Source organism: Leptospiraceae bacterium, from assembly GCA_024233835.1.
Classification (GTDB): Bacteria; Spirochaetota; Leptospiria; order Leptospirales; family Leptospiraceae; genus JACKPC01.
Map to the genome: position 1 here is coordinate 782,091 of JACKPC010000003.1, position 19,122 is coordinate 801,212.

The following is a 19,122-nucleotide window of genomic DNA, read 5'->3' on the forward strand; positions in this document are numbered from 1 at the left end:
TTGCTCAATGATTTTGCTATTTTTCCTTTTTTCCTGCCAAATTCCTGAAATGGATTTTAAAAGAGTGGAAAAGGGAAAGCTACAAATTACAAGGCAAGAATTATCAAAGGGCATTCTTCGTCTCGATGGTTTCTGGGAATTCTACTGGAAAGAGCTTTTAAGCCATGAGGATTTTTTAAATCCAGAAAGACTTCAAGTAAAGCCTTTTTACCTTAAAGTTCCTTCCAATTGGAGTAATCATGAGAGCGGAGAAGTTCGTCCTCAGGGTTATGGGACTTTCAGGTTAATTCTAGATCTACCCGATATAGACAACGAAACCCTGGCTTTTAAGATTAATCCTATAAGTTCGGCTTATACACTGGAAATCAATGGAAGAGTTTATGTATCGAATGGAAGGGTAGGAAAGAGCCGGGAAGAAATGAAGCCTTCTTATCGTTCTCAGCTTATCTCCTTGCCCTCTGCGAATTCTTATGAAATTATCATCCGGGTTTCGAATTACTATCATGGTGATTCAGGAGGAATTTGGGAATCGATTCTTTTCGGAAAAGAAAAAGACATTCATGAAAAAAATAATAAAGACCTTAGCTTTGAATGGTTTCTGGTGGGTAGTCTTCTTATCATGGCTTTTTATCACTGGAGTTTATATTTAATAAGAAGAAAGGATCGTTCTCCCTTATGGTTCGGACTCTTTTGCTTTTCTTTGGTGCTTCGAACCTTATGTACAGGAAATCGTTTTTTATACTGGCAATTCAGTGAAGAGTATTTCTCCTTTGTTTACAGGCTCGAATATTTAACCTTATACCTCGGAACACCTTCTTTTGTATTATATACCTATTATGTTTTCGAGAAAAAATTCTATCGAAGTCTTACTTATTTATCTTTGATTATAGGGATGGTTTTTAGTTTATATGTTATATTTTTTCCTACTTACTATTTTACGAAAACTCTCGTCTATTATGAATCTTATATTTTTCTAATCATATTGTTTATTTTAGTATTTATCATTCAAGAATTAAAAAGTAAGATGGAAGAAATCTATATATACACTTTAGGTGGTATTCCTCTTATTATCGCTATCATTAATGATATTCTATTTAGCCAATTAATGATTAATACCGGGTATTATAGTCCTCTCGGTCTTTTTCTCTTTATCTTTTCCCAGGCGGTTTTACAATCTCGAAAATTTTCAAGGGCTTTTTATGTTAGTGAAATTCTCTCTTTAGAACTAAAAGAGTATTCAAAGAAGCTGGAAGAGCAAAATGAAAAGCTACAAACTCTGGATAAGATAAAAGATGAATTTTTAGCGAAAACATCTCATGAGCTTAGAACACCTCTCAATGGAATTGTAGGAATCGCCGATTCTATGCTGGATAAAAGCTTTCAACTGACCGAAAGGGCAAAGGAGAACCTATCTTTAATCATATTGAGCGGTAAACGTTTGACAAACCTTGTAAATGATATATTAGACTATTCAAAATTAAAGAACAGAGATATAGTTTTACAACAAAAAGAAATAGAGCTGTACGGTCTTGTTGACTTTGTCTTTCGTTTACATCAACAGTCAGCAAGAATAAAGGATATTCAATTAATGAATCATGTTGAAAAAGTCAAGGTCTATGCGGATGAAGGAAGAATACAACAAATTCTCATGAACCTGATAGGGAATGCGATTAAGTTTACACATGAGGGAAGTGTAAGTGTCCAAACAAAACAAGAGAATGAAAAGGAGCTTATTATTCAGATTATGGATACCGGGATTGGGATTCCGAGAGATAAGTATGAATATATCTTTCACTCCTTCGAGCAGGTGGATTCTTCTATTTCAAGAAAATATGGTGGAACGGGTCTCGGCCTAAGTGTCTGTAAACAACTGGTAGAGCTATATGGTGGTAAAATTTGGGTAGAGTCAACACCTGGAAAAGGTTCCTGTTTTTCCTTTACCCTGCCGATTCGAGATTCAGGAATAACTCAAGCAGAAACTATAGATATAGCCTTATTTAAAGAAATAGATTTTATAGACAAAAAAAGAGAAGAAGTAGTTTTTCCGGAAAAACTTTCAGGAAAAATTAAGGTGCTTATCGTAGATGATGAACCTATTAATCTACAGGTTTTAGAAAACTATTTGGAGACAGAAAGTTTTTTCATAAGCCGTGCTGATTCGGGTAAAAAAGCCCTTCAACTATTAAAATCAGAGAAGCCTGATTTAATTCTTTTGGATGTGATGATGCCGGAACTTTCCGGTTATGAAGTGTGTAAGGAAATTCGGAAGAAATATACTCCTTTAGAACTTCCGGTGATTATGTTAACAGCAAGATCAGGAGATTTGCATGTGGTGGAGGGGATGGAATCGGGAGCCAATGATTATTTAACAAAGCCTTTTTTAAAAGAAGAGCTTTTTTCTCGCATTCAATTACATCTGAGAAATGCAAAGGTTTCCAGACAATTCAGTCGCTTTGTGCCACATGAGTTTTTAAGAATATTAGAAATAGAAGATTTCTTAGATATTGACTTAAACCAGTATATAGATGTAGAAATGGGAGTGATGTTTATTGATATAGTTGGATTCACAAATATATCAGAAGTTCTAAGTCCTTATGAGGGTTACAAAATGATTAATAATTATCTCAAGCTTGTTTGTCCTATCATTCGAAAACAGGGTGGTATAATTATTAAATACCTCGGAGATGGAATTATGGCTATTTTTCCAAAGAATCTTGATTTAGCAATACAGGCTTCTATTCGTATCCATAAAACTCTTGAGAAGGCAAATCAAATTTTCCGATTAGATCCAAGTATAAAAGTGAAAATAGGTCTTCACTATGGTGATATGACTTTTGGAATTGTAGGTGAAAGTAACCGCTTACAGGTAGATAGCTTTTCGGATAATGTGAATCTGGCTGCAAGAATTGAAGGTCTTGCCGGCTATTATAATGCTGCAACTCTTGTTACAGATAATGTATTAACGCAGTTAGTACAAAAAGACCGGTTTCGCTATCGTTTTCTGGATGAGGTGATTGTAAAGGGAAAAACAAAACCGGAGAAGTTATACGAGGTTTTAGATTCTTTTTCAGATGAAGTAATTCAGAAAAAATTGAGTGTTGTCGAACAAATGCAACCTGCCTTAGAACTGTATCGCAGAGGAGAATTTGAAGAAGCCTCGAAGTTTTTTCATGTTCTCTTAAAAGAGTTTCCGGGGGATTTTCTCTTAAAGATTTACCTGGAACGCTGTATTACTATGGAAGATGTGGGAGCATTACCCGGTTGGTCCGGAATCTGGATTATGAGAAATAAGTAATGGACTTTTTTTAGGGCAGAGGCTGTGACAGAGCAGCCCCTGCATTTACTTCAGAACTCTTACTTGCTTGTCATCTGGTAAACTCCGGTCCAATCTTTGGGTGGTGGATTCTCAGAATAATCTTTGCAGCGTTTTATAAAAACTTCAGAAGCCAGATCATCCGGTCTGAGTTTGAGAGATTTTTCAAAATTCTCGATAGCCTGTTTCCAGTTTCTTTGAAGGTAATTTTCCAGGCCGCTTTCATAAAGAGCAATATGGTCTTTTAACTCTTTCGTAAGGGAATTTTTTTCTCCCAAAAGTTCATAGACGGTCACCATTGTTGCCTTGCCTTTAACAGCTACAAAATCTAATTTACGGGTGTCGAAATCTTCTTTCACCAGAGCATGAGTTGATTCACTTATCATAATTTCTGTTCCGTAGTATTTATTTAAACCTTCGATACGACTGGCCAGATTCACACTGTCTCCAATAACCGTATAGTTCAAACGATTATCGGAACCGATGTTACCCACAATCATTTCACCGGTGTTTATACCGATTCTATCTTTAATAACAGGTTTTCCGGTTTCTTTCCATTTTTTTTCAAGTTCCTTACGATTACTTTTTACCAGAAGTGCAGAACGACAGGCAAATTTTGCATGTTCGGGTAATTCAGCAGGTGCACCCCAGAAAGCCATGATAGCATCACCGATATATTTATCAATGGTTCCTTTATTATCAATGATAGTGCGGCTGGATGAAGCCATATATTCCCCGAGATGTAATACCAGTTCTTCGGGTTTCATGGCCTCTGAAATAGAAGTAAAACCTGCGATGTCAGAGAAATAGATAGTAAGAGTTTTCTTCTCTCCACCTAAGTTTGCTTCTTTTCCCATGGATATTAGCTCTCGCACCAGGTCTGCCGGAACATACTTCTTGAAAGATTGAAGCCCTTTCTTCATGTTTACGAATGATTGGGCCATTTGTTCCACTTCAATTAAAGAAGAGGATATTTCTATATTCGAATCCAGTTGGAAGTTCTTGATATTATCCATTTCGGTTCCGAGTTGAGAAAGTGGTTTGGATATTTTCCTCGAAAAAACAACTCCAATGATTACAGCTATAAAAATTAGAACAAACGAAATGATTAAGATAATCATATTATTTCTTTTGGCTATATACATGAAGTCATCTTCCGGGACAACAATACCTATCATCCATTCATGATGACCGCTAAAAGCGTAGTACATATTTAAGTGCTCTTCGCCTTCATGAACATGCTCAAAGAATGTATGTTTGACTTTTAAGTCTTGAAAGGTTTTTCCCTTTGCATATTCTCTAAAAGCATGAATGGAATTAATAATTTCATGGTCTTCCTCGTCGTCACCATGCGACTCATCTAACTCATGGAATTTTTCTCCTTCATAAAGAGGGTGAGCGACAATCTTATAGTCCTTATTTATAATAAATGCCTTTCCGGTTTTTCCTATTTTAACTTTTCCTAAAAAATAAGAAATACCTTCAATGCCTATATCAATGCCCAGAACACCCAGTAGCTTATCTCCTTTGATAATCGGTGTGCTATAGGTTAAACCGGGCTTCTTCTCGGTTTCAAAAATATAAACATCAGTCCAAATATGGTCCTTTTTGGCTTTAGAATCCTTATACCAGCTTCTTTTTCTGGGGTCATATCCTTTTTCATCTTCTTCGATTTTATCAGTGTATTCTTTGATAAAGGATTTATTTTCATGTTTCCAGGTGGTGATCGCTTTCCCGCCTTTTCGTAGTATCTGTTTTATACTGATACTATTATCCGGCATTTTTTTTGCCATGATGAAGTTGCCGCTTATTTCATCACCATACATAACAGAAACAAACTGGGTGTTCGCTTTTAGTATGCTGTGAAAGTTTCTTTCCAGTTGGCTAAAATTATTTGCCTGGAGTAAACCTTCTGTAAACATAAATTCAGTAATTTCTCCATTTACCGGTGCATCATGCAGGTAAGATAGGGTCTTATCAATGGTGTGATGGCTTATTTTTTCCATCATGGATTCTACTAATTCATGCACGGAGTGTTTGGTGGCATAGTGGTAAAGAAGACTAATTAAACCACCGGAAAGTAAAATGACTATCGTTGCCAGAGAAACAACACTCAGGCGAACGGAAAATTTTAAATTTTTCATAATCTACAAGCTCCCCAAAAGCGAATCGTAATTAAAAATTAATTTTTGTAAATAAATATTTTATATTTTGATTAAAAATCTTCTATAAGATTTTTTTTAGCTCATCACAGGATTTTTTACTTCCTTTAGAGCAAGCATCCAGATAGTATTCTTTTGATTTTTGTTTATCTCCCTTTTTTAAATAAAGAGAACCGAGACTTTCATAAAAGAATATCTGGGGTTTTAATAAAAGCGCGTTTTCAGCATACTGAATAGCTTTATCATAATTTTTAGATTTTTCTGCTAATCTCACAAGCCAGGTATGTAAATATAGGTTATTAGGTACTTTTTTGTTGGCTTCTTCGAGATAAGTTAAGGATTTATTATATAGTTTTTCACTATCATACATGCTGGCAAGCAAAACGTAGATATTTAAAATAGAAGGAAAAATGCTTACAGCTTTCTCGTATTTCTCTTTGGCTTCTTCCATAGCATTAAATTTTTGTAGCCAGTAGCCATATAACTGGTTGGAATAAAACAGGTTGGGGTTCAGGTTATAGGCATCTAACATTTCCTGCTTGGTTTCGAAGTTTTGTTTATCTATAGTATTTATAAAAGTTAAAAATACTTTAGATAGGGCATCTTCCGGTTTAACTTTTAAAACTTTTTCAAAGTATTTTTTAGATTCTTTCGAGTTTTCTTCAATAAGGTCATAATAAAGAGCCATTGCACGGTTGGGTTTGTATTCATTAGCTGCAAGTGCTAAAGATTTCTGTGCTGCTTCTTTTGATAGAGATTTATACTTTTCATAGCTACTTTCATTATAAACGTGGTAAAGGTAGTAGCGAGAAGAATAAACTTCAGAGAGTAGGGCATGAGCTTTGTAAAACTTGGGATCCAGTTCTATTGCTTTTTTTAGAAGGGTTTCAGATTCTTCCAGGCTCTTTTCACTCATTTCAAGATATTTCTCATTACCTTTAATATAGGAAATGTAAGCTTCTTCGTTGCTAGTTGCAAAATTGGAAGGTTTAGTTTCTACATTTTTTGTTTCGGGAGCCAGAAAATTATATTTTTCCAAAAGAAGTTTTTTCCATTCTTCTTCTACTACAAATACATCCTTTCCTTCAAGGTTTATTGTATAGTCGATATGACTTCCCTGAATAACTTCACCATATTTATCTTTTAAGTCACAGTAAATCTTGGCTTTGTTACCGGCGAAGTAAAGTTTACCGGAAAGTAGAGTATTGGCACTGAGTTCATTGACAATAGATATATCTTCCATATATTTAGATTCCAACTCTTTCTGTTTGCTGCTTCGCTCTTGAACGCTTACCTGTAGTTCGTGTAAAACAGATACGGTGGCCATTTGCAAAAATGTTTGATATTCTTCCTTCTCTTTATTATTGGATTCAAAGGGTAGAACAACGACTTTCATCTTTGTTTCACTTTCACTCGGAACAAATTTTCCATCATAACTTCTGAGTTGATAGCCAATATAGACATCCTTCCAGAAAGTAAATTCCTCTTCTCCTTTTTGGATACTGTTTTCTACACCCACCTGCAAACCCGGTAATTGCTGATTTAGATAGGCCTTCGCATCAAAATCGACTCCTTTTTGGGTTTTTAACTTTACTTTAACTTCATCTGCATACATAACAGAAGAAATATACTTCATCTTCTTCATATTTTCATCATTTGCAAAAGAGTTTAATATTTTAGGATTTTCTAAAGTTTCCACACGAGGGTTTATTAGTTCAATTTCTACTTCTTCTATTAGATCCAGCTTAGTTCCAAAGGAAAACATTCCCTGAACTCTTGCCGAGGCTCCGAGCTTAGTTCTCGAATCATACTTCTTTTTAAAAATGCCTTCGGGTTTATCTTTTTTTACCATTCCTTCATAAACCATACCCGGTGAAAAGCCATTCTTATCTTTTACGTATCCCAAAAAGTTACGTTTGGTATACAGATCAAATTGTTCGAAGCCCTGAATGGTATTGTCGAATTTTTGAAGGTCTTTTCGAAAAAAAGATTTACAAGTTACTTGTAAAACCATAAAACTGAGAAGGAAAGAGAGGAAAATTTTGTTTTGAAGCTTCATACGAACTCCCGAATAGTAAAGAATTTGATAGCATTTTTGTAGAATATCTCTTGAGCTGTTTTTTTGCTTATATTTTTTTCTAATATACTTTTCACTGCATGACTATAGGAATAGGGAATATTCGGAAAATCAGAGCCAAAGAAAATACGTTCACTGTATTTTTCCAGGAGAAAAAATACCTCATCTACTGATTCACCGGTTGCTAAAAAGTCCACAAAAACCATAGTAGTATCCATATACAGGTTTGGATAAATAGCAAAAAGATTTGCATATTCTTCTATTTCTGCCGCCCCCATGTGTGCAACAATTACTTTTAGTCTCGGAAATGTTTGCATAAAGGGAGCAAAATATGAGATACCTGTAAACTCACCCTTTAAGGGAGCCGTTCCCGTATGTATAACAAGGGGAATTTGCTTTTCTTCCAGATATAAAAAAACAGAATGGAGCTCCGGAAGATTCAAATTCAATTTGGAAACCTCACAATGAAGTTTGAAACCTTTCAATCCATACTCTTCAACAGCTTTTTTTGTATATCTTAGAACTCCATTTTCCGGATAGAAAGTTCCGAAAGCCAGCATACCCGGAATTTGAAGACAATTTTCATAAACCCAGAGATTTAGCATTTCTGCCATATTCGGTCTGTGAGCATAATTTAGGCTCGTAAAATAGGAAACACGATTTTTCTTAAGCTCCTCCAGGCGTTTCTCCGTAGAAAAACGATAAGCAATATCCCATTGAACTTTATCAAACCATTTCCAGATTAATCTCATAATGTATTCCGGAAAAAAATGTGTATGGATGTCAAAAATAAAAGGAATATTATATTGCTCTAATAAATCGATATGAGATGGATCTTTTTCATATAGGGGAGGGAGATTTTCACCTTTCCAACGAAAAAATCCCTTATTTTTACGTTCAGCATCTGAATGCTGGCAGGCATAACAGGGTAACATTTGTATCCTTTTTGGAAAGATAATTTAATATGGCTTGATAATAGGCAAAGGCTACCTGCCATATTCTTTTAGAAGTTTTTATTCCGAAAAAATCATAAGTCTCTTTAGATAGTTCCGGATATTCTTTTTCATTATCCTGATATAAGCTCTCTCCATAAGCAATAGGACCATGAATCAAACGGGTCAGACGAAGATTTCTTGAGTAAACTCCTTCTTTACCGGAATACAAACTAAATTTAGTTAGATAGGATAAATTATAACCATTAGGAACCGGGAGAATTTTCAATTCCTTTTTAAATTGTTCTTCCAGGGATGAGGCCAGTTTAATCGATTGTGGCATATCCTCAGTCAACAGTAGTCTTAAAAGCTCGATTCTACCTTGAAGAGACTGTAAGGTTTCCCTATCTAAACATCCGGGGATAAATACCATGCTATAATTATTTTTCGAAATAGGAAAAAATTTGGGTATTTTTTTTATCCCCCTCCAACTTTCTTCATCTATGTTGAAGTGAATGATAACACTTAAATCCGGATGAAAATCATTAATGAGTTCAGCTCTTTTTTCTAATTCAATATGTTTAAAATATTCATGGAAGAGTTTTCTATCCTTAGCATTTAATAAAAAACGATATTCCTTGTCGGTAATTTTCCCTTCATCCAGAGATTTTTTTAAAGAAAATTCTTTATCTGATTTTTTCCATTCTAAAAAGCTTTTTCCAAAAGCCGTATCTCCATTTTGTTGTCTGGTGAGAAGCACTGTAGCCCCTCTATCTTCCAACATTTTTTTCAAGATATAAGCAGTCTGGAAGGCAAGCTTGGCTTCATAAAAAAAGTATTCTTTTTTATCAGGAGATAGAATACGAATATATCGGTCTTCTAAAATAGCAGTATCTTGATCAATGCCTGTATGTCCCGGATCGATGGCAACTTTTAAACCGGCGAGTTCTCCTCCTCTCCTTTTTTGTTTCTCTTTCCAGTCTTCATGCTTTTCTTTTCTTCTATTCAGCTCATTAATAATAGCAGGAGATAATTTTTGAGATTTCTTGGATAAATAAATATCTCTTAGCTCTGTTTCTTCGAAATATTTAAACAGATTTTGAAAAGTCGTAAATTCTTCTTTGAAGATTACAATTTCGGGTTTTATATTTTTATGGCCGGGAGAACTGGAATATATTTTGAGTTCAGATTCAGAGGCTTTATAGTAAGATTTAGCGGATTGAGAATGAAAAATTAAAGTATCATAATACTTATGTGGTGTATGTTTACAGGATAAAACAAATAAACTGAGAGATAGGAGGGATAAAAAAGAAAATACACCGGGCTTTGCCACCCGGTTAGAGTAAGAAGGACAGAAAGTTATCAATAGGTTTTAAATAAGATGACCAGGTTTTTACTGTCATTGAAATTAATCTTTGCCGGACGATTATTCGCATCGCCTTCACCATACAGCAAAAGTCTGTAAGGGTCAATGAATCTGGCAAGCAATTTCACGGTTTCAGTTTTTTCTCCTTTGGTCTGAGAAAAGTCGAGATGAATAGGGTTTTGGTTAGCATCAAAACTGTATTTGAAAGAAGTCTTGAGTCCATCTTCCGTACCTGCCTGTCCACCTATTACTTTTTTACTCGTAATAATGGTTAGATAACCTTCTTTCTGAAATAAAAAGGCTACTTTTCTTCCCTGTTGATCAATTCCTTCCCACATCCCTACAAAATCTTTTTCTTCAATAGCGTAAAGAGATGAAAAGAAAGAAGAAAAGAGTAGGGTAAGGATAATAAAAAAATTTTTTAAATTCATAAATACCTCTAATCGAAAATTGTAAAGAAGCGTGTGTTAATGCACGCTTCTTAATAAAATTTAAGTATATCTCAAAAAGATTTAGTTCTTTTGATGGCTTCATTCCAGGCTTTTATTTCTTCTTCCCGCTTAGCTTTTTTCATATGAGGTTCAAATTCTTTAAATTGTACCATTTCTTTTTTTAAAGCGTCAACAGAACTAAAAAATCCTGTTTGTAAACCTGCAAGATAAGCAGCACCTAATACAGTAGTATCAATATTATCCGGGCGTAAAACTTTTGTATTCAATATATCCGCCTGGAATTGCATCAGGAAGTTATTGCTGGTGGCTCCTCCATCAACCTTGAGGTTTTTCAGTTTTTTACCTGTATCATTTTCCATGGCCTGAACTAATTCATAAGATTGTAAAGCTATAGACTTCAAAGCTGCACGGACAATCTGGTCAGGAGTAGTATCTCGGGTAAGCCCGTATATCGCTCCTCTTGCGTTCATATCCCAGTGTGGTGCACCGAGCCCTGCAAAAGCGGGGACAAAAACGACTCCATCCGAAGAACCTACATTTGTAGCGATCTGCTCTGAGTCAGAAGCATTTGGGAAAAACTTCATGGAATCACGTAACCATTGAACCACCGCACCACCAATAAAGATAGAACCTTCCAGTGCATAAACAGGTTTTCCTTTACCGGAACAGGCAAGGGTGGTAACCAATCCATTTTTAGAAATCTGGAATTCGTCTCCTATGTTAAACAGAAGGAAACAGCCCGTTCCGTAAGTATTTTTGGCTTCTCCAACTTTTGTGCATAACTGTCCAAATAGGGCTCCCTGCTGGTCCCCAACGAGAGAAGTAACAGGGATACCATCGATTAAACCTTTAACCCCGTTCGTTAAGCCAAATTCTGAGCGAGAGGACTGGACTTCCGGTAAAATGCTTTCCGGTATTTTTAATGCTTCTAAGAGTTCTTTATCCCATTTTAAATCTTTGATATTATAAATCAGGGTACGGGAAGCATTTGTATAATCGGTTTTATGACTTTTCCCACCGGTAAGCTTGTAGAGAAGCCAGGTATCGATAGTTCCGAAAAGTATTTCGCCTTTTTCTGCTCTTTTTCTAAGCCCTTTCACATGATCCAATATCCATTGAATCTTAGTTCCACTAAAATAGGCATCTATTACAAGACCGGTTTTTTTACGAAAATCTTTTTCCAGACCACTCTTCTTCAAATCTTCGCAGATAGGAGTAGTTCTTCTACATTGCCAGACAATAGCATTATAAACAGGCTCTCCTGTATTTTTATCAAATAGGACAGTCGTCTCTCTCTGATTGGTAATTCCAATAGCTACAGCATCTTTTTGTTTAAGTTTTCCCTTCTCTATAGCTTGAGAAATGAGCCTTTCCGTTTTTACCCAGATTTCCATAGGGTCATGTTCTACCCAACCCGGCTTGGGAAATATTTGAGTAAATTCCTCGTAAGCCATGGATAGAACTTTACCTTTATTATCAAAGCAAAAAGTTCTTATCCCTGTTGTCCCTGCATCAATCCCAATAATAAATTCAGTCATTGTTCCTCCGAATGTAATAATTTTATATAGAAAAAAGCGATTTTAAATATCCAGAACCAGGCCCTCGTAGGCCATAATGATTTCGAGTTCGTTATTTCTATCAAACATATGCTTGTAGTTCAGGGCTCTTAAATAAACAGTATCTAATTTTTCATCATCGTAGGAGGGATCATGGTGAAACATAACAAGTTTTTTTACACCGGCTTTTAAGGCGATATCCGTAGCAATAGAAGCTGAGCTATGTCCCCAGTCAATTTTATTCAAAGATTCTTCAAATGTATACTGGGTGTCAAAAACAAGGACATCTGCATCCTGGAAATATTCTATATAGGATTCAATGTTTTCCATTTCATCAATATTGAACTCCGCATCGGAGCAAAAAATGAAGGATTTACCTTCTTCTATAAATTTATAGGAAAAGCTTCCTCCGGGGTGACGAACCGCTTTCGAAGCGACAGTAATATTTTCACCCAATTTATACAACTGCCCTTCCTGCATATAAGTGAAATTTCGGGTAGCATTAAATCCTTCGTAAGGTACCGGGAAATGTTTTTCGTTTTGCTGGTATCTAAGCCTATCTTCCATGCCGGGAACACAGGTAAAAAATTCAAAATGATTACCCGGAATGTAGAGTGGAACAAAAAAAGGAACTCCCTGTATATGGTCCCAGTGGGAATGTGTAAATAACCAGTGTGCAAAACCTTTCCCTTCCAAAAAACCCTTTCCTAAAAGAGAATTTCCTAACTCTCTAAGGCCTGTCCCACCATCGATAATGATCACATTTTCATCTTTATCCCGTAGTTCTACACAAGTTGTATTTGCACCAAAAGTACTTCGAGTAGAAAAAGATAAAGACTCTAAAAAGCGGTCGATAGAAGTCTCACTCTGAATATCAGAGGGTTTAGCCAGTGAAAGTATACGCTTAATTTTCTTTTTAATAGCTGTAGCTGTAAGAGGAGCTGCAATAGAGCCCCTTACTCCCCAAAACTTTACTTTCATTGGATTTATAAGCTAATTAAAACACTAATCAGTGCAAGAAGAAATTTTTGCTTTACTATTATTTTTAGAAAAAGATTTGTATTTTTAAACAAAGTAAATAAACTTAATTTAAATACGTTTTCTGGTTTACAATAAAACAGAAACAAATAAAGTGATGGGGAACATGTTAGATACTAGAGTAGAAATTCAGGATTCAGTCTGCACAATACATTTGAAAGGTAATATTAGCCTAAAAAATGCGATTCAGCTTAAAGAAATGATAACAAAGTTAGCTGATGAAGGGCATAAGGAAATCATTCTTGATCTGGGTGAAAATGTCTATATTGACTCTTCAGGAATCGGCTCTCTTTTTAATTCTCAAAAATACCTCGCAGATAATGGTGGTGTTTTAAAAATCAAAAACATAAGCCATGAAATCATGACCATCTTAAAAATTGCAAATCTCGATAAACATCTGAATATTATCTAACCGGGATTTATCCCGGTTTTCTCCTCCGTTTTCTCCCAAAATTTCTAATAATTTTTCTAAAAAAAGGATGTTTTAGAAAAAAAGTGTATAATCGATTTTGTAAAACTCTACGAAAATAGAATTGAAAGGGAAAAAAATAAATTTTTTTTAATTTTTTGTAATTCTGTATACACCTGAAAAATGGGTATTTCTTTTTATATGAGCTTAAATTTTAATGATTTTTGTATAAAAACTTCGAATTAATTCTGACCCTCCTGAAACCGATTATTAAGTAGACAAATTAAAAACTGTCGAATACTATAAACCAAAAGGCAGGATGCCTTTGGTAAAAAAAACATAAACAAAAGTTTCATGGAGGAAACTAATGATCATTAATCACAACCTATCCGCGATCAACACACATAGAACACTGAAATTCCAAAACGACGAAGTTTCTAAAAACATGTCCGTTCTTTCTTCCGGTATGAGAATCAACAAAGCTGGTGACGATGCTTCCGGTCTTGCTGTATCTGAAAAAATGAGAAGCCAGATCAGAGGTCTAAGACAGGCTGAGAGAAACGCTGAAGATGGAATTTCCATGATCCAAACTACTGAAGGATACCTGAATGAAACAGGCGATATTCTGCAAAGAATGAGAGTTCTGGCTGTTCAGGCTGCTAACGGTATTTACACTCCTGAAGACAGACAAATGATTCAAGTTGAAGTTTCTCAGTTAATCGATGAAATCGACAGAATCGCTTCTCAGGCAGAATTTAACAAAATGGCTCTTCTTCAAGGTCACTTTGCCAGAGGATCTCAACTTTCTTCTATGTGGTTCCATGTTGGTGCAAACCAGCATCAGAGAGAAAGAGTTTACATCTCTACTATGACTACAGCAGCCCTGAGTCTAAAAAGAGCAGATGGAACAATGCTTACTCTCTCTACTGCAGAATCAGCAAACGAAGCTATTGCTACTCTGGATGACGCTCTTTACAAAGTTAACAAACAAAGAGCTAACCTTGGTGCATACCAAAACAGACTTGAGCATGCTACAAAAGGCTTAATGGTTGCTTATGAAAACATTCAGGCTTCTGAATCCAGGATCAGGGACGCTGATATGGCTGAAGAATCTGTATCTTTCACTAAAAACCAGATCCTTGTTCAATCTGGAACTGCTATGCTTGCCCAGGCTAACGTAAGACCTCAATCTGTTCTTCAACTTCTCAGATAATCAGGTTTTTACAAAAACCAGCAGTAGAAGGCATCCTGAAAAGGGTGCCTTTTTTTATTTTAAGTATTCAATTTATGTATAGAAAGTAACTTGCCTGTAATGTTAAGGTTCAGGTATAATCTGTAATAAATTTATTCTATGCATTATTTCTTTAAATCTATCTGGAGTATACGGCTTCTAAGCCTACTCTTATTTGTTTTCTGTTTTTTTGGATCCGAATTTGTATTTAAGTTACAATCAGAAGCTGATCAGGAAAAAATTCAAAAAGAAATATTTTATACAGCTTCCGAATTTCGTGTAAAAATCGAAACAGAATTAAACTCTCAAATACATCTTACCTCAGGTCTCATAAGCTATATTCTTGCAAGTAAGGGGGTTGTAAATAAAGAGTTAATTAATGAAATGCTGGAGGTTATTTATAAGCAGGGTAAATATGTACGCAACATCGGTCTTGCACCTAATAATATCATTCGATACTTATACCCTTTGCGAGGAAATGAAAAAGCCCTGGGCTTAAACTATGAAAAACAAGCTGATCAATGGCCCGATATAGAAGATATGATTCGTCTACGACAGGCTAGGATTATAGGTCCCATACATTTGATTCAAGGAGGACGGGCTTTCATTTATAGAATTCCGGTTTTCTTAAAAGATAGTACTTATTGGGGAATTCTTAGTATTGTAATAAATTATGATATTCTAAAATTTGAAGAGTTAAAGAAAAAGGTGAATAACAAAGCTAATCTGGGACTTATGGTAAACGGAAAGATTATGTACGGTAAGCATGAATTTTTTCGAAATGAAAGCATTATATTACCCTTACAGCTTTCTAATATACAACTCTTATTTGCTTTTCAATTAAAAGAGGAATGGAAAAAACCTTCTTTTTTTTCGAAGATACTGAGACTTGTTGGAATAATAATAAGTTTTGCTTTGACTATTTTATTCTTCTTACTGAGCAAAGAAAACATTGCTCGTAAAGAATCCGAATTAAAGGCAGAAAAAGCCAATAAAGCAAAAAGTGAATTTTTAGCCAATATGAGTCATGAAATAAGAACCCCAATTAATGCAATCTTAGGTTTTTCTCAAATTATTTCAAAAGATAATTTTTCTTCTGAACAGTTAGAATACATTCATAAAATTCAAATAGCCAGTTCTACCTTACTACAACTTGTGAATGATATATTAGATATATCAAAAATAGAAGAAGCTAAAATGCAACTTAATAAAGAAAAGGTATCAATTTACACAATTATATATGAGGTAAGTGTTTTAAATGAAACGAAGGCAAGGAATAAAAAACTTTCTTTTTCTATGTCTTTCGATGATGAGATTCGTTTATACTTCTTCCTGATTGATTCCTTACGATTAAAGCAAGTCCTATTGAATATAGTAGGGAATGCAATTAAATTTACAGAAAGAGGAGAAGTTAGAATTATTGTAAAATTTCAAAAGCTGGATGAGAAAAGTTGCATACTTAATTTTTTTGTAAGTGATAGTGGTATCGGAATAGAACAAAAGCAACAGGAGAAACTATTTCAAGCCTTTGTGCAGGCAGAGAACTCGACTACAAAAAAATATGGTGGAACCGGACTCGGGCTTGTAATTTCAAAAAAATTAGTAAATATGATGGGAGGAGATATCGTAGTGGATAGTATTCAGGGAATAGGGAGTACCTTTTCATTTTACATTCCCACAGAGTTTTATATCCAGGAAAGTAATTCGATGATCGTAAAAAACGAAAAAGTTAAATTACTTGAAAATTGTAAAGAGCAGAATATTTTATTAGTAGAAGATAATGAAATTAATCAATTAATAGCCAAGAAAATTCTTTTATCTATGGGTTTTAATGTAAGCCTGGCTTCTAATGGTGAGGAGGCCATTCAGGAATTAAATGAGAATATAAATTTAGTTCTAATGGATATACAAATGCCGGTTATGGATGGTATCGAAGCAACAAAACAGATTCGGAAATTAGATAAATATATAAATTTACCTATTATAGCTTTAACAGCCAATGTTACCCAGGATAGCATTCAGGAATGTCTCCTGGCCGGAATGAATTCTCATATATTCAAACCTTTTACAAAAGAAGAACTACTGGAAGTTATATCTTCATATATCTGCAAATAACAAGTTTGTCTTATTTATCTTTGTTTTTATCTCTATATTTCAATTCAGTTCCATCTAACAATCTTCGAATATTCGTTCTATGCCGAATAATGATTAAAAGTAAAATAACTATAATTACCGATAGCATTATATTTGAATATCCGCGCAAGAAAGAAGTATAATACAAAAAGAAATACCAGACGAGTAGGGAGAGCGAAGCTATGATTGTAGAAAGAGACACAAAATTAAAAAGTTTTAAGGATAAGATAAAAGTAAAAATAGCCAATAGAGTAGGGACAGGAATTAAATAAAGAAATACACCGAGGGAAGTCGCTGCTCCTTTTCCTCCTCTAAATTTTAAAAATGGACTATAAGTATGCCCAATAATAGATAGGAAGCCTGCTAAAAGTTGTGCCGATGTAAGATCGATAGTTTTTTCAGGACAGTAATAAGTTATATAGTAAATAGCGAGCATACCCTTCAATATATCCAGAATAAGAACTAACATGCCGAATTTCCATCCCAGAACTCTTCGTACATTCGTTGCACCCGGATTTTTACTTCCTACTTTTCGTATATCAATTCCTTTGAGTTTAGGGATAAGGTAGGCAAAAGGAATAGCTCCGAGCAGGAAAGATATAGCCAGAGCTATGTAAAACATTATCTTTTTTTCCTGTGGGGACGAATTTCTATTTCTACATCGAAGCCTTTTAAATCGTATTCTTCTAATATTCTCTTTTTTAGATAAGTTAATACGGGTTTTTTGAATAGGCTTTCATCGTTTACAAAACATAGTACCTTGAAAGGACTGGTGGATACCTGTGTACTGTAATAGAGTTTAGGGGCTCGCTTCATGATCCCTATCATCTTATTTTCACTCATCCACTTTTGTATATCCTGGTTTAACTTAGAAGTACTTACTTTGAAACTTAATTTACGATGTATTTCATCACATTCATTTAAGACCCTGAATATTCTCTGCCTCTGAGTTGCACTGATACTGATTATTGGAACTTCTTTTAAGGCAAAAAATCGAGAAATGATGTGTTTCTTGTATTTCTCAAAAGTATTACTGTCTTTCTCCTGTATCAGATCCCATTTATTAATGACAAGGAGTAGGGGCTTTTTCTTTTCTCGAATGAGACCGAAGATTTTTTTATCAAATTCTCCTACACCTTTTTCTGCGTCTATCATGTGAACTACTATATTAGAAGACTCGATAGTTTTAATAGTTCGGTTAAAGGATAAAAACTCAATTTTATCTTTGGAAACCTTGCTCTGTTTACGAATTCCGGCAGTATCAATAATTTCGATTACTTTCTCTTTGTGAGTCAGGATAAAATTAATTGAATCTCTTGTGGTGCCGGGAACATTACTCACCACTGCTCTTTCCTGACCTGAAAGGGCGTTTAATAAACTGGACTTACCCGAATTAGGTTTGCCAATGATACTAATACTATAGTCTATATTCTTTTCTGCATTTCCTGTGCGAGAGGTTAAAAAGAAATTCATCTTCTCAATAAGAAGCTTGATATTCCTTCTACCTTTTACAGAAATCGGTAGAATTTCCGGAAGACCGATGCGATAAAATAGTTCAAGATCCAGATCATCTTCTTCCTTATCCGCTTTGTTTACACAGTAAATAATGTCTTTCTTTTGAAAGTTCTTATCCCTCATAAATAATTCGGCAAGCTTGTAATCATACTCAGTTACTTCTGTTTTATCTAAAACGAAGACAATCAAATCAGAGCTGTTTAGTTGTTCTTCTGCTCGACGAATAATGTTTGTACTGAGCTCATCGGTTTTTTCCAGATCCAGACCGGGGGAGTCACAGAGAACGAATTGTGTCTGAAATTCTTTTCGTTTAATAGTAGTTTCTAATATATCTCTGGTTACACCGGGATAGTCATGGGTAATAGCAAGCTTGGTTTTACTCAGGAGGTTAAATAAAGAAGACTTTCCAACATTTTGTCTTCCCACAATCGTTACTTTAGGTACAGCGTTCAAAACCGACTCCTATTCTTTAATGCCCTATCGATTTCTCTCTGGGAATCACGCTTTTGTAGATCATCGCGCTTATCGTATTGTTTTTTCGGTTTTGCAAGAGCAATCTGGATTTTAACAAATTTACCTTCTTTGAAATAGGCTTTTGTTGCCACAACCACCAGACCTTTTTCTTTTACTTTACGCTCTAACTTATCGATTTCTTTTCTATGTAAAAGTAGCTTACGGGCTCTTAATTCCGGATGATTGGCATAGCCACCGTTAACATAGGGAGTAATGTGAAAACTTTCCAAAAAGATTTCCCCTCCCTTTATTTTAGCAAAGGCATCGGTAAGGTTCGCCTTTTTTTCTCGACAGCTTTTAACCTCGGAACCTGTGAGTACAATACCGGCCTCTAAGAACTCCAACAGTTCAAAGTTAAAACCGGCTTTCTTATTTACTGCAACCAGACCGGAGTTATCCTCTTTTTTATTCTTCTTTCCCATGAT

14 protein-coding genes are annotated in these 19,122 nt (G+C 35.0%); 4 read left to right on the top strand and 10 right to left on the bottom strand.

Annotated features, from left to right (window positions below; genetic code table 11):
* The first annotated feature begins 49 nt into the window (after positions 1-49).
* Positions 50-3,295, top strand: a complete 3,246-nt coding sequence (locus H7A25_17690; GenBank protein ID MCP5501740.1) for a response regulator — start codon at positions 50-52, stop codon at positions 3,293-3,295.
* A gap of 59 nt (positions 3,296-3,354) precedes the next feature.
* Here the strand turns inward: H7A25_17690 and H7A25_17695 are convergent, their stop codons facing one another.
* The 7 genes from H7A25_17695 to H7A25_17725 form a co-directional block, all read right to left on the bottom strand.
* Positions 3,355-5,457: a Cache 3/Cache 2 fusion domain-containing protein gene (locus H7A25_17695; protein MCP5501741.1), complete on the bottom strand. Its 2,103-nt coding sequence runs from the start codon at positions 5,455-5,457 to the stop codon at positions 3,355-3,357.
* Positions 5,458-5,539: 82 nt separating this feature from the next.
* Positions 5,540-7,534, bottom strand: coding sequence for a hypothetical protein (locus H7A25_17700; GenBank protein ID MCP5501742.1), 1,995 nt, complete (start codon positions 7,532-7,534; stop codon positions 5,540-5,542).
* Positions 7,531-8,487: an amidohydrolase gene (locus H7A25_17705; protein ID MCP5501743.1), complete on the bottom strand. Its 957-nt coding sequence runs from the start codon at positions 8,485-8,487 to the stop codon at positions 7,531-7,533. Before H7A25_17705 ends, H7A25_17700 begins: the two co-directional genes overlap by 4 nt.
* Positions 8,450-9,850: an N-acetylmuramoyl-L-alanine amidase gene (locus H7A25_17710; GenBank protein MCP5501744.1), complete on the bottom strand. Its 1,401-nt coding sequence runs from the start codon at positions 9,848-9,850 to the stop codon at positions 8,450-8,452. Before H7A25_17710 ends, H7A25_17705 begins: the two co-directional genes overlap by 38 nt.
* The gene (locus tag H7A25_17715) at positions 9,847-10,281 is read right to left on the bottom strand and encodes a hypothetical protein (GenBank protein ID MCP5501745.1); all 435 of its coding nucleotides are present in this window, start codon (positions 10,279-10,281) and stop codon (positions 9,847-9,849) included. The genes H7A25_17710 and H7A25_17715 overlap by 4 nt, the downstream gene beginning before the upstream one ends.
* 71 nt (positions 10,282-10,352) lie before the next feature.
* A complete protein-coding gene (glpK, locus tag H7A25_17720; protein MCP5501746.1) occupies positions 10,353-11,840 on the bottom strand; it encodes a glycerol kinase GlpK in 1,488 nt (495 codons plus the stop codon).
* 42 nt (positions 11,841-11,882) lie between these two features.
* A complete protein-coding gene (locus H7A25_17725; GenBank protein ID MCP5501747.1) occupies positions 11,883-12,839 on the bottom strand; it encodes an MBL fold metallo-hydrolase in 957 nt (318 codons plus the stop codon).
* A gap of 154 nt (positions 12,840-12,993) precedes the next feature.
* On the opposite strand from H7A25_17725, the gene H7A25_17730 reads away from it, so the two are divergent.
* The 3 genes from H7A25_17730 to H7A25_17740 all read left to right on the top strand — a co-directional run bounded on the left by H7A25_17730 (position 12,994) and on the right by H7A25_17740 (position 16,651).
* Entirely contained in the window at positions 12,994-13,308 is a 315-nt protein-coding gene (locus H7A25_17730) for an STAS domain-containing protein (protein ID MCP5501748.1), read from the top strand.
* 364 nt (positions 13,309-13,672) lie between these two features.
* Positions 13,673-14,518, top strand: coding sequence for a flagellin (locus tag H7A25_17735; protein ID MCP5501749.1), 846 nt, complete (start codon positions 13,673-13,675; stop codon positions 14,516-14,518).
* A 138-nt stretch (positions 14,519-14,656) separates the two neighbouring features.
* Entirely contained in the window at positions 14,657-16,651 is a 1,995-nt protein-coding gene (locus H7A25_17740) for a response regulator (GenBank protein ID MCP5501750.1), read from the top strand.
* A 10-nt stretch (positions 16,652-16,661) separates the two neighbouring features.
* On the opposite strand, the gene plsY is transcribed toward H7A25_17740, so the two are convergent.
* Genes plsY through smpB form a run of 3 tightly spaced genes read right to left on the bottom strand, consistent with a single transcriptional unit; the run spans position 16,662 to position 19,119 of the window.
* Positions 16,662-17,291: a glycerol-3-phosphate 1-O-acyltransferase PlsY gene (gene plsY / locus H7A25_17745; GenBank protein ID MCP5501751.1), complete on the bottom strand. Its 630-nt coding sequence runs from the start codon at positions 17,289-17,291 to the stop codon at positions 16,662-16,664.
* Positions 17,291-18,637: a ribosome biogenesis GTPase Der gene (der, locus tag H7A25_17750; GenBank protein ID MCP5501752.1), complete on the bottom strand. Its 1,347-nt coding sequence runs from the start codon at positions 18,635-18,637 to the stop codon at positions 17,291-17,293. The genes plsY and der overlap by 1 nt, the downstream gene beginning before the upstream one ends.
* Positions 18,634-19,119 carry an SsrA-binding protein gene (smpB, locus tag H7A25_17755; protein ID MCP5501753.1) on the bottom strand — a complete coding sequence of 162 codons (486 nt, stop codon included), beginning with the start codon at positions 19,117-19,119 and terminating at the stop codon, positions 18,634-18,636. The genes der and smpB overlap by 4 nt, the downstream gene beginning before the upstream one ends.
* Positions 19,120-19,122 lie beyond the last annotated feature (3 nt).